This is a genomic window from Kaistia hirudinis (assembly GCF_014196455.1).
Lineage (GTDB): Bacteria > Pseudomonadota > Alphaproteobacteria > Rhizobiales > Kaistiaceae > Kaistia > Kaistia hirudinis.
In genome coordinates this window covers 1,056,236-1,077,525 of the sequence record NZ_JACIDS010000001.1, presented here as the reverse complement: position 1 = coordinate 1,077,525, position 21,290 = coordinate 1,056,236, and the positions used below count along the sequence as shown (strand labels likewise).

General features: G+C 65.1%; 18 protein-coding genes and 4 tRNA genes. 15 read left to right on the top strand and 7 right to left on the bottom strand.

What is annotated here, in order from left to right; all coding sequences use genetic code 11:
- Positions 1-186 precede the first annotated feature (186 nt).
- From GGR25_RS05025 to GGR25_RS05005, 5 genes are all read right to left on the bottom strand, one after another.
- Entirely contained in the window at positions 187-540 is a 354-nt protein-coding gene (locus tag GGR25_RS05025) for a hypothetical protein (protein ID WP_183397584.1), read from the bottom strand.
- Between the two features lie 220 nt (positions 541-760).
- On the bottom strand, positions 761-1,207 hold the full coding sequence (locus GGR25_RS05020; RefSeq protein WP_183397583.1) for an NUDIX hydrolase: 447 nt from the start codon (positions 1,205-1,207) through the stop codon (positions 761-763).
- 136 nt (positions 1,208-1,343) lie between these two features.
- Positions 1,344-1,814 (bottom strand): DUF2165 family protein, encoded by a 471-nt coding sequence (locus GGR25_RS05015; protein ID WP_183397582.1) that lies wholly within the window; start codon positions 1,812-1,814, stop codon positions 1,344-1,346.
- 125 nt (positions 1,815-1,939) lie between these two features.
- Positions 1,940-2,134, bottom strand: a complete 195-nt coding sequence (locus GGR25_RS05010; RefSeq protein WP_183397581.1) for a hypothetical protein — start codon at positions 2,132-2,134, stop codon at positions 1,940-1,942.
- A 148-nt stretch (positions 2,135-2,282) separates the two neighbouring features.
- Positions 2,283-2,357, bottom strand: a tRNA-Thr gene (locus GGR25_RS05005).
- Positions 2,358-2,688: 331 nt separating this feature from the next.
- Between GGR25_RS05005 and GGR25_RS05000 the strand changes: the two genes are divergently transcribed.
- Positions 2,689-3,735: an AI-2E family transporter gene (locus tag GGR25_RS05000; RefSeq protein ID WP_183397580.1), complete on the top strand. Its 1,047-nt coding sequence runs from the start codon at positions 2,689-2,691 to the stop codon at positions 3,733-3,735.
- 14 nt (positions 3,736-3,749) lie between these two features.
- On the opposite strand, the gene rlmB is transcribed toward GGR25_RS05000, so the two are convergent.
- A complete protein-coding gene (gene rlmB / locus GGR25_RS04995; protein WP_183397579.1) occupies positions 3,750-4,592 on the bottom strand; it encodes a 23S rRNA (guanosine(2251)-2'-O)-methyltransferase RlmB in 843 nt (280 codons plus the stop codon).
- Between the two features lie 186 nt (positions 4,593-4,778).
- On the opposite strand from rlmB, the gene GGR25_RS04990 reads away from it, so the two are divergent.
- The 4 genes from GGR25_RS04990 to GGR25_RS04975 all read left to right on the top strand — a co-directional run bounded on the left by GGR25_RS04990 (position 4,779) and on the right by GGR25_RS04975 (position 6,636).
- A tRNA-Tyr gene (locus GGR25_RS04990) sits at positions 4,779-4,863 on the top strand.
- Positions 4,864-4,882: 19 nt separating this feature from the next.
- Positions 4,883-4,956, top strand: a tRNA-Gly gene (locus GGR25_RS04985).
- Between the two features lie 108 nt (positions 4,957-5,064).
- Positions 5,065-6,255: an elongation factor Tu gene (gene tuf, locus GGR25_RS04980; protein ID WP_183397565.1), complete on the top strand. Its 1,191-nt coding sequence runs from the start codon at positions 5,065-5,067 to the stop codon at positions 6,253-6,255.
- 9 nt (positions 6,256-6,264) lie between these two features.
- Positions 6,265-6,636 (top strand): hypothetical protein, encoded by a 372-nt coding sequence (locus tag GGR25_RS04975; RefSeq protein ID WP_246409198.1) that lies wholly within the window; start codon positions 6,265-6,267, stop codon positions 6,634-6,636.
- Positions 6,637-6,669: 33 nt separating this feature from the next.
- Here the strand turns inward: GGR25_RS04975 and GGR25_RS04970 are convergent, their stop codons facing one another.
- A complete protein-coding gene (locus tag GGR25_RS04970) occupies positions 6,670-7,824 on the bottom strand; it encodes a citrate synthase family protein (RefSeq protein WP_246409196.1) in 1,155 nt (384 codons plus the stop codon).
- An 83-nt stretch (positions 7,825-7,907) separates the two neighbouring features.
- Here GGR25_RS04970 and GGR25_RS04965 point away from each other — a divergent pair, with 83 nt between their 5' ends.
- The 10 genes from GGR25_RS04965 (at position 7,908) to rpoC (ending at position 21,136) form a co-directional block, all read left to right on the top strand.
- Positions 7,908-8,990, top strand: coding sequence for a citrate synthase (locus GGR25_RS04965; RefSeq protein WP_183397578.1), 1,083 nt, complete (start codon positions 7,908-7,910; stop codon positions 8,988-8,990).
- 100 nt (positions 8,991-9,090) lie between these two features.
- Positions 9,091-9,166, top strand: a tRNA-Trp gene (locus tag GGR25_RS04960).
- A gap of 97 nt (positions 9,167-9,263) precedes the next feature.
- On the top strand, positions 9,264-9,464 hold the full coding sequence (secE, locus tag GGR25_RS04955) for a preprotein translocase subunit SecE (RefSeq protein WP_183397577.1): 201 nt from the start codon (positions 9,264-9,266) through the stop codon (positions 9,462-9,464).
- Positions 9,465-9,475: 11 nt separating this feature from the next.
- Positions 9,476-10,006 (top strand): transcription termination/antitermination protein NusG, encoded by a 531-nt coding sequence (gene nusG / locus GGR25_RS04950; protein WP_183397576.1) that lies wholly within the window; start codon positions 9,476-9,478, stop codon positions 10,004-10,006.
- A 145-nt stretch (positions 10,007-10,151) separates the two neighbouring features.
- Positions 10,152-10,583, top strand: coding sequence for a 50S ribosomal protein L11 (gene rplK / locus GGR25_RS04945; protein WP_183397575.1), 432 nt, complete (start codon positions 10,152-10,154; stop codon positions 10,581-10,583).
- A gap of 2 nt (positions 10,584-10,585) precedes the next feature.
- Complete coding sequence (rplA, locus tag GGR25_RS04940; RefSeq protein ID WP_183397574.1) at positions 10,586-11,284, top strand: 50S ribosomal protein L1; 699 nt, start codon at positions 10,586-10,588, stop codon at positions 11,282-11,284.
- A gap of 310 nt (positions 11,285-11,594) precedes the next feature.
- On the top strand, positions 11,595-12,113 hold the full coding sequence (rplJ, locus tag GGR25_RS04935; protein WP_183397678.1) for a 50S ribosomal protein L10: 519 nt from the start codon (positions 11,595-11,597) through the stop codon (positions 12,111-12,113).
- A 44-nt stretch (positions 12,114-12,157) separates the two neighbouring features.
- Positions 12,158-12,535, top strand: a complete 378-nt coding sequence (rplL, locus tag GGR25_RS04930) for a 50S ribosomal protein L7/L12 (RefSeq protein ID WP_183397573.1) — start codon at positions 12,158-12,160, stop codon at positions 12,533-12,535.
- 138 nt (positions 12,536-12,673) lie between these two features.
- Entirely contained in the window at positions 12,674-16,807 is a 4,134-nt protein-coding gene (gene rpoB, locus GGR25_RS04925; protein WP_183397572.1) for a DNA-directed RNA polymerase subunit beta, read from the top strand.
- Positions 16,808-16,900: 93 nt separating this feature from the next.
- Positions 16,901-21,136: a DNA-directed RNA polymerase subunit beta' gene (rpoC, locus tag GGR25_RS04920; protein WP_183397571.1), complete on the top strand. Its 4,236-nt coding sequence runs from the start codon at positions 16,901-16,903 to the stop codon at positions 21,134-21,136.
- The last annotated feature ends 154 nt before the right edge of the window (positions 21,137-21,290 follow it).

Here is a 21,290-nt window from a genome sequence, read left to right as displayed (position 1 = left end):
AGCGGGTAGTGCCGAGCGGCGCCATCCGCTCGGTGCCGGGGCGTGTCATCTGAACCACGAAACGCCGATTGGCGCGCGCTGCACCGCAGCACCCAGCATCGCCGCACGTCCGCTGGACCGCGGTCGGCGTTCCTCTCGCTTGATCGGATCGATCCGGGCGCCGATAGGGCCGTCCGGATCGAGGCTCTAAAGTCGCGGGCCGGCAAACGCTATGGCGATCCCCACATAGGACAGGACCGAGACCAGATAGCCCGCCGTCGCGAAGGCGATCGAAAAGCGGCGCGGGCGGATCCAGTCCTCGCGGAACTGATACTGCCTGCGAAAGACCAGCGCCGCGATGGGGCAGGCGAAGACGACCACACCCCATAACGCGCCGCAGGCGATCTTCACGCCGGAGAAATTGCCGCGCAGAACGGCCGGCAGGATAGCCGGCAGTGCCCACAGGACGAGGAATATGAGCGGCAATGAAATCAGCACCGAGCCGTAGACATAGGGCCCGGACCGCCACCGCGGCACCTCCAGATCGGAAGCGTCGCTCATGGCGCAGCCTTGAGTAAAATCACTATGCACCTCGCTCGCCGCCCCCCCGGACGACGCGAATGAAAAACTCGACCTTTCCAGAACATGCACCCGGTCGCCCTTGGACCCTTCGACCCGTGCGATTTCAATCTTATCTGATTGAATTGATGTTGAAAAGTTTAGATTGTGCAGTGCGGTACGCTATTGCGAACAATGTCTTGCCGCGATCTCAGAAACAGCGTCAGACCGGCTCCTGCCCGCCTTCGTCCGCCTCGTCGGCAAAGGCCGCGATCAGCGCCGCAAGGCCCGGCTCGTCGACCATCTCCGCTGCGACCTCGGCCGGAAACCACTCGACGCGGCGCTCTGCGGCTTCCTTCCAGGCCGCCAGTTGGCGGAGGACGTCGAGCCGGTAGACATTGACGCGCACGAGATCGAACTTCTCGATCCGCCGCTTCCAATAGAGATAGGAACCGATCGGCTTCCGCGCGACCGTGCCGGAGACCCCGGCTTCCTCCTCTGCCTCGATGCGCGCGGCGTCCCAGTCCTTGTGCCCCCGCATCGGCCAGCCCTTGGGCACGGTCCAGCGCCGCGTCTCGCGGGTGGTGACAAGGCACACCTCGGTGGTCCCGTCCCGTTCGCGAACGGGCAGGGCGCCGATCTGGTGGCGTGCCTCTGTCTTCTTGGCCATCGAGTTGGAGCCTGTACCGATTCGGAACCTGGTCCGCAAAACGCGATTGTCGCCCCTATCGCCGCGTGTGGACAGGGCCGCCCGTGCAATTTCCGTCAATGTTCGCCAATGGCGGCGTTGGGACGACGTCGGGAGGTCAGAAACCTACCACGATGCCGAAGACGACCACCCCCCAGATGGCGAGCATGAAATGGGTGTGCTGCGCCTCCTGGTGACCCAGGAAATAGTGGAACCACTGGCCACCGACCAGGAAGCCCGACCAGACCAGCGTGAAGCCCAGCACGCCCGCCGCCGCGATGATCTTCGCCGGCTCCACCGCCCAGAACCCGGCCAGCGCCCCCAGAAGTCCCAGCGAACCGGCGGTCATCAGAATGACCGACAGGCTCTCCGCGATCACGATCGCCGCAAAGGCGAATTTGTGAAACAGCGGCGATTCGATCCGATTGCCGCCGACGAGACGAAAAAGCTCTGGCGATTCAGTGCGGATCACCCGCATGGCGATCACATCGGCGACCATGTCGGCATTGGCTCGCGGCACGCGGATGTTCTCGAATGCGCCGATGCCGAGCCAGCCTGCCAGTCCCGCAACCAGCAGCGCCTGCGCCAACAAGATCAGATGTTCCATAGGATTCCCCACAATCGCTCCAGCGGGGAATAGTGCACCCCCGGGGCCGACTGTGAAGGGTCGATCGGGCGGGACCATGCGACGCAGGGCCCCGGTGCCGGTCGCGACTATTCCGCGGCTTCGCAGCTGTACCGGATTTCGAGGTTGGACGGACGCGGCGAAGCGAGCAGCCGCTCGCCAGCGGCTTTGCAGGCCTCGGCGGTCTTGAAGCCGCTCGCGGCGGAGATCGATGAAGAGACAGCAAGCGACTTGGAGTCCTCCGCAGTCCCGTAGACAATTGAAAGTACGACAAGAATGAACAATGCGTGCTCCTCCGGATCCAGGCCACAACGGCCCGCGCCAAAGGATATCATGACGCCGATGGCGTGGGTGAGATAGCGAGACCGGCCCGCCCGATGCTGCCGAACGCGTGCCGTGCCCGATCTCGGCGCCCAGTCGAGGAGATGGGGCTGGTGCCGGTTGAGGGGATTGAACCCCCGACCTTCGGTTTACAAAACCGCTGCTCTACCGCTGAGCTAAACCGGCATCTAGACGAAATTCAAATGCAGCTTCAATATCTTAACGCAAGACGGACATGCATCGGGCCGAAGGCGCGTCGCCTCGCGCCTGCCGGCCCTTTCGGCTGCGGGTTTCTCTTCCCCAAAGTCGGCCGCTCCGTCAAGGCCCTTGCCGGCCCGGTTGTCCCGACGCGCGGCGACGGATTGGCGGGGAAACCGCATGCGCCGGGCCGGAAAGCCGGCTTTGAATGGGGATCGCCGTCCGGCGAGGCTTGCCGTGCCGCGCCAGACGCGCTTGATGCAGGGGGGAGGGGTCTGCACGCATGCGGCGCGGCCGGAGCATCAGGGAGGCTGGACCGATGGTTCAACGCAAATCCGAAGGACCCAGCGTCGAGGGCCGCGTGCCGACACGCTCGATCCTGCTGGCATTCGCCATCATCGTCGGCTGCGTGCTGTGCTTCTTTCTTGCGGTACCCTTCATCGGCGCGTCCACCGCGGCGCTGACGCTCGCCGTGATCTTCGCGCCGATGCAAGCGATGCTGGAACGAAGGCTGCGCTATCGCGGCGTCGCGGCGATGATCTCGCTCGTGGTGATCATCGTGGTCGTCGCGGTTCCCGCGAGCTTCGTGATCGAACGGCTGGTCGCGGAGGCGGCGGGCAATGCGCGGGTGATCCAGTTCCGCATCGCCTCCGGCGAATTTCAGCGATTCATGGATCAGCACCCGCGTCTGGCGCCGATCGGCCGATGGATCGCCGATCAGGTCGACATTCCCTCGCTCGCGTCGGGCATGGCCACCTGGCTCAGCAATCTCGGGGCGTCCTTCGTGCGCGGATCGCTGGTGCAGGTCGCCGTGATCGGGCTCACCTTCTATCTGCTGTTCTATTTCCTGCGTGATCGGAAGGAGGCACGGGCGCTGCTCATCGATCTCCTGCCGCTGACGCCGGCCGAATCGGACCGCGTCTTCGGTCGCGTCATCGATACGGTTCGGGCAATCGTCTATGGCACGATGGCCGTCGCCCTGGTGCAGGGGGCGCTCGGCGGCATGATGTTCTGGCTGCTCGGCATCCCGGCGGCGTTGCTCTGGGGCCTGGTGATGACGATCCTGTCGATCGTCCCCGTGCTCGGTTCCTTCGTCGTGTGGATTCCGGCATCCGTCCTGCTGGCCGCGGACGGCAGGTGGGTTCACGCCATCGTGCTGGCGCTGTGGGGTGCGGTGGTCATCAGCAATATCGACAACATCCTGCGCCCGATGCTGGTCGGCAACCGGCTCCGCCTGCACACCGTGCCCGCCTTCATCTCGATGGTCGGCGGCCTGCTGGTCTTCGGCATGTCGGGCTTCATCCTCGGCCCGCTCGCCGTCACGGTAACCGTGACGCTGATCGATATCTGGCGCGAGCGCGAATAGAGCAGCGGGGGTGGTCAGCCCTTCGCCGGCGCACCGAGATGGCGGCGCGCCAGATAGAGCGAGAGGACGGCCGCGTTGGACACGTTCAGGCTCTTGATGGCGCCGGGCATGTCGAGGCGGGCCACGACGTCGCATTTCTCGCGCGTCAGCCGGCGCAGTCCCTTGCCCTCGGCGCCGAGCACCAGCGCGATTCGCTCGCCGCCCATCGCCTCCTCGATCACGTGGTCGCCCTCGCTGTCGAGGCCGACGCGCGTGAAGCCGAGATCGCCGAGTTCATCCAGCGCGCGGGCCAGATTCGGCACTTCGACGACGTGGATCAGTTCGAGCGCCCCGGAGGCGGCCTTGGCGAGGACGCCGGTCTCGGCCGGCGCATGGCGGCCCGTCACCACCAGCGCATCGGCGCCGAACGCGACGGCGGAGCGCAGGATGGCGCCGACATTGTGCGGGTCGGTCACCTGGTCGAGCACGACGATCAGCTTGGCCTCGCCGAGATCGTCGAGCGCCAGCGGCTCGAGCGGCGCCACTTCCACTGCGACGCCTTGATGCACCGCCTCGGCGCCGAGCAGGCGATCGAGATCGCGCGGCGCGACATCCTCATGGGCGGGGACGTTTGCGCCTTCTTCCTTCAGCCGCGCGACGGCATTTTGCGTCGCGAGGAGGCGCAGCACGGTGCGCCGCGGATTGCCGAGCACGGCCGCGACGGCGTGGACACCATAGATCCAGAGCTGGTCGGGGTTCTTTTCGGCCGCCTTGCGGGGGCCGAAATGGCGGGCCGCCGGCCCGTCCGACTTGTCCTTGGAGCGGTTGAAATAGCCGGGGTGGCGGGGGCGCTTGGAGGACTTGCGGTCATCTGACATGGAGGACTTATAGGGGACAGGCCCGCTTGCAGCAATCGGCGCGAGCTGCTTCTCAGCGGCGTGGAAAAGCCCTTCGATATGCGTTGACAGGTCCGGGCAACCTCTCCATAACACGCGCCACGCAAACGGCCTCAGGGCGGTTCGCGGCGAATATCCTGATCGCTTGACGCTCTGCCGAAATGGAACGGAGGGGTGCCCGAGTGGTTAAAGGGGACGGACTGTAAATCCGTTGGCTTAGCCTACGTTGGTTCGAATCCAACCCCCTCCACCATTCGACGGATCGTTAGCGCGCGGGTGTAGCTCAATGGTAGAGCAGCAGCCTTCCAAGCTGAATACGAGGGTTCGATTCCCTTCACCCGCTCCACCCATCGAGCATCGCACCAAGGCGAGGCGAGACTGAACGCGCGGCGTGGTCGCGGTGCAATCTGAGCCCCTGCGGCTCAACGGAACGAGACGACAGGAAACCTGGTCGATGGCAAAAGAGAAATTCGAGCGTACGAAGCCGCACTGCAACATTGGCACGATCGGTCACGTCGATCATGGCAAGACGTCGCTGACTGCGGCGATCACGAAGGTTCTTGCGAAGACGGGCGGCGCGACGTTCAAGGCGTATGACCAGATCGACGCGGCTCCCGAGGAGCGCGCGCGCGGCATCACGATCTCGACGGCGCATGTCGAGTACGAGACGCAGAACCGCCACTACGCCCATGTCGACTGCCCCGGCCACGCCGATTATGTGAAGAACATGATCACCGGCGCGGCGCAGATGGACGGCGCGATCCTGGTCGTGTCGGCCGCCGACGGCCCGATGCCGCAGACCCGCGAGCACATCCTGCTCGCCCGTCAGGTCGGCGTTCCGGCGCTTGTCGTGTTCCTGAACAAGGTCGACCTGGTCGACGATCCGGAGCTGCTGGAGCTCGTCGAGCTCGAGGTTCGCGAGCTGCTGTCGTCCTATGACTATCCGGGCGACGACATTCCGATCGTCAAGGGCTCTGCGGTCGTGGCGCTGAACGATGGCGACGCGAAGCTGGGCGAGGATGCGATCCTCGAGCTGATGACGGCCGTCGACACCTATATCCCGCAGCCGGAGCGTCCGATCGACCTTCCGTTCCTGATGCCGATCGAGGACGTGTTCTCGATCTCGGGTCGTGGCACGGTGGTGACGGGTCGCGTCGAGCGCGGCATCGTCAAGGTCGGCGAGGAAGTCGAGATCGTCGGCATCCGCGACACGAAGAAGACGACGGTGACCGGCGTCGAGATGTTCCGCAAGCTGCTCGATCAGGGCCAGGCCGGCGACAACATCGGCGCGCTGATCCGCGGCGTTGATCGCGAAGGCGTGGAGCGCGGCCAGGTGCTGTGCAAGCCCGGCTCGGTGACGCCGCACACGGTGTTCAAGGCCGAGGCGTACATCCTGACGAAGGAAGAGGGCGGCCGTCATACGCCGTTCTTCACCAACTACCGTCCGCAGTTCTACTTCCGCACGACGGACGTGACGGGCGTGGTGACGCTTCCCGAAGGCGTCGAGATGGTGATGCCGGGCGACAACATCGCCATGGAAGTGACGCTGATCGTTCCGATCGCGATGGAAGAGAAGCTCCGCTTCGCGATCCGCGAAGGCGGCCGCACCGTCGGCGCCGGCGTCGTCGCTTCCATCATCAAGTAAGATCGCGGGATGCGTCAGCATCCCGCGCGTCTCTCCGGCCTCCGGGCCGGAACGCATTCGAAAGGCGAAAGCGGCCGGTCCGCTTTCGCCCTTTTTGCTTTGGTGCTGCTCTGCGCGCTTTCGCTCGCTACGGTCCCGGCATCGGCGGCCTGTCCGGAGCGCCAGGCCTGCAAGGGCTGCGGCTGCAAGGGCGGACCCGGCTATCGCGGTCCGAACGGCAAATGCGTCGGCTTCCGTGACCTTGACCGCGTCTGCGGCGTGCCGCCCGAAACGCGCTGTGTCTTCGAAAATGCGCCCGGCACCGGCGCCAACCGCGAATGCGCGCTAGCGCCGAAGCAGAAGAAGGGCCCCGAAGCCGATCCCGCTTTGCAGCCGCCGTGACATCTCACGCGTGAGCGTTGATGCACTCCGCTGTCACCCCGCCGCCGCCCGCGGCCGGATCAACTGGCCTGTTTCCGCCTGTTCCATCGCATGCGCGATCCAGCCGACGCTGCGGCCGATCGCGAAGAGGGCGAGGGCGGAATCGCGGGGCAGGGCGAAGCGGCGCTCCAGCGCGGCCAGCGCAATGTCGATCGACGACGCCACGCCCAGCACTCGTTCGACTGCAGCGATCAGCGATGCGTCGAACGCCGTGGGCGGCACTGCGGCGAGCAGCGCGCGGGCGCGGGGATCGCCCTTGGGATAGAGCCGGTGTCCAAAGGCGGGGATCGGCTCGCCCCGCGTCAGACGGCCCTGGACGGCCGTCTCCGCATCGCCGATCCGCTCTGCCTCCGCGAAGAATGAAGCCGCGCGCTGCGTCGCCCCGCCATGGATCGGCCCTGCCAGTGTCATCAGGCCAGCGATGAGCGCATGGGTGAGCGAGGCACCGGTCGATGCCGTCACGCGAACCGCGAAGGTGGACGCGTTGAGCTCGTGATCGGCGACGAGCACCAGCGCGCGCCGGATTGCGTCGGCAGCCGTCTCGGCCTTCCAGGCGCGGGCGATGGCCCAATGCAGCGGTCCCGGCTCCAGGGACGCGCCGGTGGCCGCCGTCGCGATCAGGCCGACGAGCCGGGCCGCGCGCCCGGCGAGTCGCGCACCCCGCTCGCCGGGTACGGAGAGCGGCAGCGCGGCGACGAGCGCCGCGGCGGCGCGGTCGATTGGCGAGCCGGCGCTGTCGCGTGCTTCCGGTTCAGTGTTCGCGATATCGGGGACGGGCAGGGACCAGAGCAGGGCGGCGATGTCCTCCAACGTTGCGGTGTCGGCGAGCGCGATCGCGTCCTGGCCGCGATAGGCGAGACGCCCGTCGGCAATGCTGGAGATCCGGGTCGACAGGATCGGCATGCCCCAGTCGAGCGCCGTGGCTGCGGCGGCCGCGGGCCGGGCTTGCCGTCGCTTGCGCTCGATCAGCGCCTCGATATCGGCCCGCGCATAGAGGCGGGCGCGCGGGTCGTCCGGATGCTCCGTCGTACGGATGAGGCCGCGGCTCACATAGGCGTAGAGCGAGGCCGGCCGCACGCCGAGCAGCAGGCTCGCGTCTGCTGCGGACATCCACTGGCCGAGCTCGGCGGTCTCAATTATGACGGACATATTGATTCGTTGATTCAAGATTGAGTGTCCGATCAATCTATCCGACTCTGACGGCCTTCGCAAAGCGAGAAGGAGTTGGAGAGATGACGAAGGGACTGGCGGGTGTCGTTGCGGCCGATACCGTGTTGAGCGAGGTCGACGGCGCCGGCGGACGTCTCATCATCCGCGGCTATCCCGTCGAGCAACTCGCCGGGCATCTGGCCTATGAGGCGGCCGCGGCGCTGCTGCTGGAAGGCTTTGCCGATACGGGCAATTCGGCTGCGTTCAGCGCCGCGATCGGGCAGGGCCGGGTGGCGGCCTATGAGCGTTTCCACGGCCGGCTGGACGGTATTGCCGGCACGCTCGATCCGGTCGAGGCGATGCGTATGCTGCTCGCCGGGATCGGCGACGCGGATCCGCTCGCCGAGCCCGCCGCCCTGATCGGCGCCGCCGGCGTTGCCGCCGCGCTGGCGATCTGCCGGGCCGAGGGGCGCGTGATGTCCCGCCCCGACGCGGCGCTGCCCCACGCGCTCGATCTGCTACGCCTGATCGCTGGGACCATGCCGGACGCCGCCCTGGTGCGCGCCTTCGAGACCTATCTCGTCGCGGTGATCGATCACGGCCTCAATGCCTCCACCTTCACGGCGCGTGTCGTCGCCTCGACCGAGGCCGGACTGCCGTCGGCCCTGATCGCGGCGCTATCGGCGCTGAAGGGGCGGCTGCATGGCGGCGCGCCGGGGCCGGTGCTCGACATGCTCGATTCGATCGGCAGCGCCGATCAGGCCGAGGCGTGGATCGAGCAGCGAATCGCCGCCGGCGAGCGAATCATGGGCTTCGGCCACCGGGCCTACCGGGTGCGCGATCCGCGCGCCGACGTGCTGCGGCAGGCGCTCCGGGAACTCGGCGAAGGGGAGGGGCGACTCGCCTTTGCAGCAGCCGTGGAGCGGGCGGCGCTCGGCGTGCTGGCGCGCCGCAAGGCCGGCCGCCGGCTGGACGTCAATGTCGAATTCTATACGGCTCTGCTGCTGGAACGCCTGGCAATTCCGCGCGCCGCCTTCACCGCCGTCTTCGCCATTGGCCGCAGCGCGGGCTGGATCGCCCATGCGCTCGAACAGCAGCGCGACGGCAATTTGATCCGCCCGGACGCGCGCTATGTCGGGCCTCAGCCGCTTGCCCGCGCTGGCTGAGGGCAGGCCCGCCCGTGATCCCCAGAGAAGGCTTCGGCGGGGATTGCGCACAGCCGCCGACGCGGCTATGTAGTCGCGCATCGGGTACGCCCGGGCGTGTAGGGGTATAGCTCAGTTGGTAGAGCGACGGTCTCCAAAACCGTAGGTCGTAGGTTCGAGTCCTACTGCCCCTGCCAAATTAGCACTTGAGGAATCGTTTGATCGGTTCTATGTAACGCTTCCCAGCGCGGTGCGCAGACACTTGTTTGCGCGCCCGCAAGCCGTGAGCGGGTAATGGCCACCAAAACCAATCCTTTTACGTTCTTCCAGCAGGTCCGGTCGGAGGTTTCGAAAGTCGTCTGGCCGTCGCGCCGCGAGGCTGTGATCACGACCGCGATGGTGTTCGTAATGGCGATTGCGGCGAGCATCTTCTTCACCGTCGCCGATTTCGGTCTGAGCTGGGGCGTTCAGCTGCTTCTCGGCCTCGGTAAGTAGGCGGGCCGATCATGGAGAAGCGCTGGTACATCGTTCACGCCTATTCGAATTTCGAAAAGAAGGTCGCGGAGTCGATCCGCGAGCAGGCCGGGCAGCGTGGCCTTGCCGATCTTTTCGACGAGATTCTGGTTCCGACCGAAAAGGTCGTCGAGGTGCGCCGCGGCCGCAAGGTCGACGCGGAGCGCAAGTTCTTCCCGGGCTATGTGCTGGTGAAGATGGCGCTGACCGACGATGCGTACCATCTGATCAAGAACACGCCGAAGGTGACCGGCTTCCTCGGCTCCGACAACAAGCCGATGCCGATTTCCGAAGCCGAGGCCGGCCGCATCCTGCACCAGGTGCAGGAAGGCGTCGAGCGGCCGAAGCCGTCGGTCAGCTTCGAGATCGGCGAGCAGGTCCGCGTCTCCGACGGTCCGTTCGCGTCGTTCAACGGCCTCGTCGAGGAAGTCGACGAGGTTCGCGCGCGGCTCAAGGTTGCCGTTTCGATTTTCGGGCGCGCCACTCCGGTGGAGCTCGAATACGGTCAGGTCGAAAAGGTCTGATCGAAAGGGGTGTGGGAGGATGCGGCGCCCGCCAAGCGTCGCCGTCCGAACCACACCATTCCTCGTCGGCTCCGGCCGGCGGCATGGGACGGCCTAGTGCCGGTCCACCTCGTCGGCAGGTCGCCGGCATGGGAAAGGAAGCAAGATGGCGAAAAAGATCGCAGGCTACCTGAAGCTTCAGGTCAAGGCCGGCTCGGCGACCCCGTCGCCGCCGATCGGCCCCGCGCTTGGTCAGCGCGGTATCAATATCATGGAGTTCTGCAAGTCGTTCAACGCGCAGACCCAGGAAATGGAAAAGGGATCCCCCGTTCCGGTGGTGATCACCTATTACCAGGACAAGTCGTTCACCTTCGTCATGAAGACGGCTCCCGTGAGCTTCTTCCTGAAGAAGGCGGCTGGCGTGACCGCTGGTTCCAAGACGCCGGGCAAGGGTGCTGCCGCCGGTTCGGTGACGCGCGCCCAGTGCCTCGAGATCGCGTCGAAGAAGCTCAAGGATCTGAACGCCGAGAACGTCGAAGCGGCGGCTCGGATGGTCGAAGGTTCCGCCCGGTCCATGGGCCTGCAGGTGGTTGACTGATCATGGCTCATCACGGAAAGCGCGTTCTGAAGGCCCGCGAGGGCATTGATCGGACCAAGCTCTACCCGATCATCGAGGCCGTCTCGCTGCTCAAGAGCCGGACCACGGCGAAGTTCGACGAGACCGTCGAGATCGCCATGAATCTCGGCGTCGATCCGCGTCACGCCGACCAGATGGTCCGTGGCGTCTGCAATCTGCCGAACGGCTCGGGCCGTACGGTTCGCGTCGCGGTGTTCGCGCGTGGCGCCAAGGCTGATGAAGCCAAGGCCGCCGGTGCCGACATCGTCGGTGCCGAGGACCTGCTCGAGACTGTCCAGGGCGGCACGATCGATTTCGATCGCTGCATCGCCACGCCGGACATGATGCCGCTCGTCGGCCGCCTCGGCAAGATTCTCGGCCCGCGCGGCCTGATGCCGAACCCCAAGGTCGGCACGGTCACGATGGACGTCACGACGGCCGTCAAGGGCGCCAAGGGCGGCTCGGTCGAGTTCCGCGTCGAGAAGGCCGGTATCATCCATGCCGGCATCGGCAAGGCCTCGTTCGACGCCGAAAAGCTCGTCGAGAACATCAAGGCCTTCGCGGATGCGGTCCAGAAGGCCCGTCCGACGGGCGCCAAGGGCACCTTCGTTCAGAAGGTCGCCGTTTCGTCGACCATGGGTCCCGGCATCCATGTCGACCCGTCTTCGGTGATCAGCGCGTAAGCGCCGATCATCTGCGAATGCGCCCGGGCGACCGGGCGTTGAAGAGGCCGTCCGGGGCTCGCCCCGGCCGGTCTGATACCTGTCCGAGACTGCAGGTGCCGGCCTAGCCGGCTTAATTGCCTGCATAGACGGGGTGAGAAACGGATTTACGGCTTCGGCCGGAAGATCAGTTCGATCCTCTTATGCCCGGCGGCCCGAAAGGGAGCGCGGGGGGACAGGCCAGGAAGCGTTGTGGCCGGATCTTTCGGCCACGACAGACGCAACCGGCGGTCCCGACCGTGATAGTCGGCCGCCAATTGGAGAGAGGCAAGTGGAGAAAGCGGAAAAGCGCGAACTTGTCTCGACGATGAACGAGGTCTTCAAGCAGACCAACGTCGTCGTCGTGGCACACTACGCCGGCCTCACCGTCGCTGAGCTGACTGCCCTTCGTGGCAAGGCTCGTCAGGCGGGAGTCAGCGTCAAGGTCGCAAAGAACCGCCTTGTCAAGCTCGCCCTTCAAGGCACGGACTCTGCCCACATCGCGGACCTGTTCACGGGTCCGACGATCGTCGCCTATTCCGACGATCCGGTGGCAGCGCCCAAGGTCGCTACCGATTTCGCCAAGACGAATGACAAGCTCGTCATTCTCGGCGGCGCGATGGGGAAGACCAATCTGGATCCGAACGGCGTCAAGGCTCTCGCCTCGCTGCCGTCGCTCGACGAACTTCGCGGCAAGCTCATCGGCCTTATCCAGGCCCCGGCGAGCAAGATCGCGGCGGTCGTCCAGGCACCTGCAGGCCAGCTGGCCCGCGTGTTCGGCGCCTATGCCAAGAAGGATGAAGCGGCGTAAGGCCGTTATCCCGACATCCGAATTCGAACTGATAGGAAGAAGAAATGGCTGATCTTTCGAAGATTGTTGAAGAACTCTCGAGCCTGACGGTTCTCGAGGCCGCCGAGCTGTCGAAGCTCCTCGAAGAGAAGTGGGGCGTCTCGGCTGCCGCTCCGGTCGCCGTCGCCGCCGCTGGTGGCGCTGCTGCTCCGGCCGCTGCCGTCGAGGAGAAGACCGAGTTCGACGTGATCCTCGTCGAGGCCGGCGCGAACAAGATCAACGTGATCAAGGAAGTCCGCGCGATCACGGCTCTTGGCCTCAAGGAAGCCAAGGACCTGGTCGAGGGCGCGCCGAAGGCCGTCAAGGAAGCCGTGTCGAAGGACGAGGCTGCCAAGCTCAAGGCCCAGCTCGAAGGCGCCGGCGCCAAGGTCGACGTCAAGTAAGTTGCATACGGCCGGCCCCGCCTCGCGGGGCCGGCCGGTCTAACGGTCCCCGGGGACCGCTGTCCTGAGAGCCGCGCCAAAACGCGGCTATACGGCTTTCCGGACAGCCGTTCTTTTGAAACACGAAAAGGAGCGAACATGGCCCAGGCATTCACCGGTCGTAAGCGCATCCGCAAGTTCTTCGGGTCGATCGGCGACGTCGCCGAGATGCCGAACCTCATCGAGGTTCAGAAGGCGTCCTACGACCAGTTCCTCATGGTGGAGGAGCCGGAGGGCGGGCGACCGGACGAGGGCTTGCAGGCTGTCTTCAAGTCGGTCTTCCCGATTTCCGACTTCTCGAACACGGCGCTGCTCGAGTTCGTTCGCTATGACTTCGATCCGCCCAAGTATGACGTCGACGAGTGCCGCCAGCGCGGCATGACGTTCTCCGCGCCGCTCAAGGTGACGCTGCGCCTGATCGTGTTCGATGTCGACGAGGATACCGGCGCCAAGTCCGTCAAGGACATCAAGGAGCAGGAAGTGTACATGGGCGAAATGCCGCTCATGACGCTGAACGGCACCTTCATCGTCAATGGCACCGAGCGCGTCATCGTCTCGCAGATGCATCGTTCGCCTGGCGTGTTCTTCGATCACGACAAGGGCAAGACGCATTCGAGCGGCAAGCTGCTCTTCGCCGCCCGCATCATCCCCTATCGCGGTTCCTGGCTCGACATCGAGTTCGACGCCAAGGACATCGTCTATGCGCGTATCGACCGTCGCCGGAAGATTCCGGTGACGTCGCTGCTGTTCGCGCTCGGCATGGACGGCGAGGAGATCCTCGACACGTTCTACAACAAGCTGACCTATTCCAAGGTCAATGGCGGCTGGCGTATGCCCTATGACCCGGCGCGTATGCGCGGGCTCAAGGCGGCGTCGGATCTCGTCGATGCAGACACCGGCGAAGTCGTCGTGGAGGCCGGCAAGAAGCTGACCGCCCGCGCTGCCCGTGCGATCGCCGAGAAGGGCGTCAAGGCGCTCAAGGTCTCCGACGAGGAACTCTTCGGCGCCTATATCGCCGAGGATATCGCCAATCCGCAGTCCGGCGAGATCTACGCCGAGGCCGGCACGGAGATCTCCGAGAAGCTGCTCGCGACGCTCGAGACGGCCGGCTACGACGAGATCCCGGTTCTCGACATCGACCACATCAATGTCGGCGCCTATATCCGCAACACGCTCGCGGTGGACAAGAACGAGACGCGTGAAGACGCGCTGTTCGACATCTATCGCGTGATGCGTCCGGGCGAGCCGCCGACCATGGATTCGGCGCAGGCCATGTTCCACTCGCTGTTCTTCGACAGCGAGCGCTACGACCTGTCCGCGGTCGGTCGCGTCAAGATGAACATGCGCCTCGACCTGCATGCCGAGGATACCGTCCGCGTGCTGCGCGAGGAGGATATCCTCGCGGTCATCCGCATGCTCGTCGAGCTGCGCGACGGCAAGGGCGAGATCGACGACATCGACAATCTCGGCAATCGCCGCGTGCGTTCGGTCGGCGAGCTCATGGAGAACCAGTATCGCGTCGGCCTGCTCCGCATGGAGCGCGCGATCAAGGAGCGCATGTCGTCGGTCGAGATCGGCAACGTCATGCCGCAGGATCTGATCAACGCCAAGCCGGCGGCTGCCGCCGTGCGCGAGTTCTTCGGCTCCTCGCAGCTGTCGCAGTTCATGGACCAGACCAACCCGCTCAGCGAGATCACGCACAAGCGTCGTCTCTCGGCGCTTGGCCCGGGCGGTCTGACGCGCGAGCGCGCCGGCTTCGAGGTGCGCGACGTGCACCCGACGCATTACGGCCGCATCTGCCCGATCGAGACACCGGAAGGCCCGAATATCGGCCTGATCAACTCGCTGGCGACGTTTGCGCGCGTCAACAAGTACGGCTTCATCGAGAGCCCGTACCGGCGCGTCAAGGACGGCGTCGCGACGGACGAGATCGTCTATCTCTCCGCCATGGAAGAGTCGAAGTACTATGTCGCCCAGGCGAACATGGCGCTCGACGCGAGCGGCAAGGTCGTCGACGACCTGATCGTCTGCCGTCATGCGGGTGAAAACGTCATGGTCGCGCCCGAGCGCGTCGACCTGATGGACGTCTCGCCGAAGCAGGTCATCTCGGTCGCTGCCGCGCTGATCCCGTTCCTCGAGAATGACGACGCGAACCGCGCCCTCATGGGCTCGAACATGCAGCGTCAGGCCGTGCCGCTCGTCCGCGCCGAGGCGCCGTTCGTCGGCACCGGCATGGAAAGCGTCGTGGCGCGTGACTCCGGCGCGGCCATCGCGGCCCGCCGCGGCGGCGTGGTCGACCAGGTCGACGCGACCCGTATCGTCATCCGCGCCACCGAGGACCTCGATCCGTCGAAGTCCGGCGTCGACATCTACCGGCTGATGAAGTTCCAGCGCTCGAACCAGTCGACCTGCATCAACCAGCGTCCGCTGGTGCGCGTCGGCGACATCGTGGGCAAGGGCGACATCCTGGCCGACGGCCCGTCGACCGATCTCGGCGATCTGGCGCTCGGCCGGAACGTGCTCGTCGCGTTCATGCCGTGGAACGGCTACAACTTCGAGGACTCGATCCTTCTCTCCGAGCGGATCGTGTCGGACGACGTCTTCACCTCGATCCACATCGAGGAATTCGAGGTGATGGCGCGCGACACGAAGCTCGGCCCCGAGGAAATCACGCGCGACATTCCGAACGTTTCGGAAGAGGCGCTGAAGAACCTCGACGAAGCCGGCATCGTCTATATCGGTGCCGACGTCCAGGCTGGCGACATCCTGGTCGGCAAGATCACGCCGAAGGGCGAAAGCCCGATGACGCCGGAAGAGAAGCTGCTGCGCGCCATCTTCGGCGAGAAGGCGTCTGACGTGCGCGACACGTCGCTGCGCGTTCCGCCGGGCGTCACCGGCACGATCGTCGAGGTGCGTGTGTTCAATCGGCACGGCGTCGAGAAGGACGAGCGCGCCATGGCGATCGAGCGCGAGGAAATCGAGCGGCTCGCTAAGGACCGTGACGACGAGCAGGCCATCCTGGACCGCAACGTCTATGGCCGACTGGTCGACATGCTCGCCGGCAAGACGGCCTCGAGCGGCCCGAAGAACTTCAAGAAGGAAACGGTGCTCAGCCGCGAGGTCATCGAGGAATATCCTCGTAGCCAGTGGTGGCAGTTCGCCGTCGCCGACGAGAAGCTCATGGGCGAGATCGAGGCGCTGCGCGGCCAGTATGACGAGAGCCGCAAGCGGCTGGAGAAGCGCTTCATCGACAAGGTCGAGAAGCTGCAGCGCGGCGACGAGCTGCCGCCCGGCGTGATGAAGATGGTCAAGGTCTTCGTTGCCGTGAAGCGCAAGATCCAGCCGGGCGACAAGATGGCCGGCCGTCACGGCAACAAGGGTGTCGTCTCGCGCATCGTTCCGGTGCAGGACATGCCCTTCCTGGAGGACGGCACGCATGTCGACATCGTGCTCAATCCGCTCGGCGTGCCGAGCCGCATGAATGTCGGCCAGATCCTCGAGACCCATCTCGGCTGGGCTTGTGCCGGCATGGGCCTCAAGATCGGCAAGATGCTCGAGGACTATAAGAAGACGGGCGACGTGAAGCCGCTCCGCCTGACGCTCGACGACATCTATAGCGGGCCGAAGAACGAGAAGATCGCTGACTATGACGACGAGTCGGTGATCCGCCTCAGCCAGCATCTGAAGAAGGGCGTCTCGATTGCGACGCCGGTCTTCGACGGTGCGCGCGAGCCGGACATCGTCGACATGCTGAAGGACGCAGGTCTCGAATCCTCCGGCCAGGTCGTTCTCTATGACGGCCGGACCGGCGAGTCCTTCGACCGCAAGGTGACCGTCGGCTACATCTACATGCTGAAGCTGCACCATCTGGTGGACGACAAGATCCACGCCCGCTCGATCGGCCCGTACTCGCTGGTTACCCAGCAGCCGCTCGGTGGCAAGGCGCAGTTCGGCGGTCAGCGCTTCGGCGAAATGGAGGTGTGGGCGCTCGAAGCCTATGGCGCCGCCTACACGCTGCAGGAGATGCTGACGGTGAAGTCGGACGACGTTGCCGGTCGTACCAAGGTCTACGAGGCGATCGTCCGTGGCGACGACACGTTCGAAGCCGGTATTCCGGAATCGTTCAACGTTCTGGTCAAGGAAATGCGTTCACTCGGCCTCGACGTCGAGCTCAATCAGTCGAAGCGGATCGGGGATGCCCCCGCCGAGCAGCTTCCGGACGCGGCGGAGTAATCCGCTGCCCACCCGAATGAAGCGAATTCACTCATACGCGGCGATCGGGGCAGGGCGTCGGCCCTGCCCGATCGGTGCAACAGGAGATCGGCGATGAATCAGGAAGTCGCGAACATCTTCAACCCGCTGGCCCAGCCGGCGCAGAACTTCGACCAGATCCGCATCCATATCGCGAGCCCGGAGAAGATCCTCTCCTGGTCGTATGGCGAGATCAAGAAGCCCGAGACGATCAACTACCGCACGTTCAAGCCCGAGCGTGACGGCCTTTTCTGCGCGCGTATCTTCGGACCGATCAAGGACTACGAGTGCTTGTGCGGCAAGTACAAGCGCATGAAGTACAAGGGCATCATCTGTGAGAAGTGCGGCGTCGAGGTCACGCTGGCGCGCGTCCGGCGCGACCGCATGGGCCATATCGAGCTCGCCGCGCCCGTCGCGCACATCTGGTTCCTGAAGTCGCTGCCGTCCCGCATCGGCATGCTGATGGACATGACGCTCAAGGATCTTGAGCGCATCCTCTATTTCGAGAACTACGTCGTTCTGGAGCCCGGCCTCACCCCGCTCAAGGAGCGTCAGCTCCTGACCGAGGAAGAGTATCTGCGCGCCCAGGACGAGTATGGCGATGACTCGTTCACGGCCATGATCGGCGCGGAAGCCATCCGCGAGATGATGATGGCGCTCGACCTGCCGAAGCTCGCCGTGGACCTCCGCGAAGAGATCGCCACGTCGACCTCGGAGCTGAAGCCCAAGAAGCTCGGCAAGCGCCTGAAGCTCGTCGAGGCCTTCATCGAGTCCGGCAACCGGCCGGAGTGGATGATCATGACCCAGATCCCGGTCATCCCGCCGGATCTGCGTCCGCTCGTTCCGCTCGACGGCGGTCGTTTCGCGACCTCCGACCTGAACGACCTCTATCGCCGCGTGATCAATCGCAACAACCGCCTGAAGCGGCTGATCGAGCTGCGCGCGCCGGACATCATCATCCGCAACGAAAAGCGCATGCTGCAGGAGGCCGTCGACGCACTGTTTGACAATGGCCGCCGCGGCCGCGTGATCACGGGCGCCAACAAGCGTCCGCTGAAGTCGCTGTCGGACATGCTGAAGGGCAAGCAGGGCCGCTTCCGTCAGAACCTGCTCGGCAAGCGCGTCGACTATTCCGGCCGTTCGGTCATCGTGGTTGGCCCGGAGATGAAGCTGCACCAGTGCGGCCTGCCGAAAAAGATGGCGCTCGAGCTGTTCAAGCCGTTCATCTATTCGCGCCTCGACGCCAAGGGCTTCTCCTCGACGGTGAAGCAGGCGAAGAAGCTCGTCGAGAAGGAGCGGCCGGAGGTCTGGGATATCCTGGACGAGGTCATCCGCGAGCATCCGATCCTGCTCAACCGCGCCCCGACCCTGCACCGTCTCGGCATCCAGGCTTTCGAGCCGGTGCTGATCGAAGGCAAGGCGATCCAGCTGCATCCGCTCGTCTGCTCGGCCTTCAACGCCGACTTCGACGGCGACCAGATGGCCGTGCACGTCCCGCTGTCGCTGGAAGCGCAGCTGGAAGCGCGCGTCCTGATGATGTCGACCAACAACATCCTGCACCCGGCGAACGGCATGCCGATCATCGTGCCGTCGCAGGACATCGTGCTCGGCCTCTATTACCTCTCCATCATGGCAGAGGGCGAGCCGGGCCAGGGCATGCTGTTCGGGTCGATCCCCGAGATCGAGCACGCGCTCGCCGCCAAGGCGATCACGCTGCACACGAAGATCAAGGGACGCTATCGCGGCGTGGACGCCGCCGGAAACGTCGTGTCGAAGATCTATGACACGACGCCCGGCCGCCTGCTCATCGGCGAACTGCTGCCCAAGCACGTGAACCTGCCTTTCGACGTCGTCAACAAGCTGATGACGAAGAAGGAGATCTCGAACACGATCGACGCCGTCTACCGCCATTGCGGTCAGAAGGAGACGGTCATTTTCTGCGACCGGATCATGGCGCTCGGCTTCCGCGAGGCCTGCCGTGCGGGCATCTCGTTCGGCAAGGACGACATGGTCATCCCGGCCGCGAAGGCGAAGCTCGTCGAAGAGACGCAGGCGCTCGTGAAGGATTACGAGCAGCAGTACAATGACGGCCTCATCACCTATGGTGAGAAGTACAACAAGGTCGTCGATGCCTGGGCGAAGTGCGGTGATCGCGTCGCCGAGGAGATGATGAAGGGCATTTCCGCCGTCAAGATCGACGAGGAAACGGGCCGTCAGAAGCCGATGAACTCGGTCTATATGATGAGCCACTCCGGTGCGCGCGGTTCGCCCACGCAGATGAAGCAGCTTGCCGGTATGCGCGGTCTGATGACCAAGCCGTCGGGCGAGATCATCGAGAACCCGATCATCTCGAACTTCAAGGAAGGCCTCACCGTTCTCGAGTACTTCAACTCGACCCACGGTGCCCGTAAGGGTCTGGCCGACACCGCCCTGAAGACCGCGAACTCGGGCTACCTGACGCGTCGTCTCGTCGACGTGGCGCAGGACTGCATCATCATCGAGACGGATTGCGGCACGACCAACGGCCTCAAGATGCAGGCTGTGATCGACTCCGGTCAGGTCGTGGCGTCGCTCGGTCTGCGTATCCTCGGCCGTACCGCGGCGGAGGATATCGTCTCGGCCGCGACGGGCGAGGTGCTGGTTCCGGCTGGCAAGCTCATCGAGGAGCGTGACGTCGAGAAGGTCGAGAAGGCTGGCGTTCAGTCGGCGAAGATCCGCTCGGTGCTCACCTGCGACACCAAGATCGGCGTCTGCGCGGCCTGCTATGGCCGTGACTTGGCGCGCGGCACGCCCGTGAACATGGGCGAGGCCGTCGGCGTCATCGCGGCGCAGTCGATCGGCGAGCCGGGCACGCAGCTCACCATGCGTACGTTCCACATCGGCGGAACGGCACAGGTGGTGGACTCGTCGTTCATCGAGTCGAGCTTCGAGGGTACGGTCCAGATCCGTAACCGCAACATCGTGCGCGACTCCGAGGGCAAGCTCATCGCCCTCGGCCGCAACATGGCGATCGTCATCGTCGACAAGGACGGCACGGAGCGCGCGGTCAACCGCGTGACCTATGGTTCGCGCCTGCATGTCGACGAGGGTGACCACGTCAAGCGCGGCCAGCGTCTCGCCGAGTGGGATCCCTATACCCGCCCGGTGCTGACCGAGGTCAACGGCACGATCGGCTACGAGGACATGGTCGAGGGCATCTCGGTCACCGAGACGGCCGACGAGTCGACGGGCATCACCAAGCGCGTCGTCATCGACTGGCGTGCCAATCCGCGCGGCGGCGACCTGAAGCCGGCGATCGTCGTCAAGGGCAAGGACGGCAAGGTGCTCAAGCTCGCTCGTGGCAGCGAGGCGCGGTACCTGCTTTCGGTCGAGACCATTCTCTCGGTCGATCCGGGCTCCGAGGTCCACGCCGGCGACGTGCTGGCGCGTATCCCGACGGAAGGCGCGAAGACGCGTGACATCACCGGCGGTCTGCCGCGTGTCGCCGAGCTCTTCGAGGCCCGTCGTCCGAAGGATCACGCCATCATTGCCGAGATGGACGGTACCGTCCGCTTCGGCCGTGACTACAAGAACAAGCGTCGCGTCATCATCGAGCCGGCCGAAGGCTCGGTGGATGCGGCGGGTCTGCCGCTGCAGCCGGTCGAGTATCTCATCCCGAAGGGCAAGCCATTCCATCTCCAGGAGGGCGATGCCGTCGAGAAGGGCGACTACATCATGGACGGCAACCCGGCGCCGCACGACATTCTGGCGATCAAGGGCGTGGAGGCTCTCGCAGCCTATCTCGTCAACGAGATCCAGGACGTCTACCGGCTCCAGGGCGTGCAGATCAACGACAAGCACATCGAGGTGATCGTTCGCCAGATGCTGCAGAAGGTCGAGGTCGTGGACGGCGGCGAGACGGAGTTCTTCTCCGGCGAGCAGGTCGACCAGCTCGAGTTCGACCTGATCAACGAGAAGGCGAAGGCCGAGGGCAAGAAGATCGCCATCGGCAATCCGGTCCTGCTCGGCATCACCAAGGCGAGCCTGCAGACGCGGTCGTTCTTCTCGGCGGCCTCGTTCCAGGAGACGACCCGCGTCCTCACGGAAGCGGCCGTCAACGGCAAGGTCGATCCGCTGGAAGGCCTCAAGGAGAACATCATCGTCGGCCGGCTGATCCCGGCGGGCACGGGTGGCTCCATGAACCGCATCCGCGAGATCGCGACCAAGCGCGACGAGCTGATCCTCGAGGAGCGCCGGCGGACGTCTTCGGCGCCGGAGCCGACGCCTGCGCCGGGCGGCCTGCTCGGCAATCTGACCAACGCGGCCGAATAGGTCGGTCGGTCAGCGACGGAAAATGGAAAAGGCCGCCTTCGGGCGGCCTTTTTCGTTTCTTCGTCAGGGGGAGGGGCGCACCCTTCCCATCAGTCAGCGCAGCGCTGAAGCAGCGCACGCGCCTGGCTTGCTACCCGAAGACCGCGGATTTCGG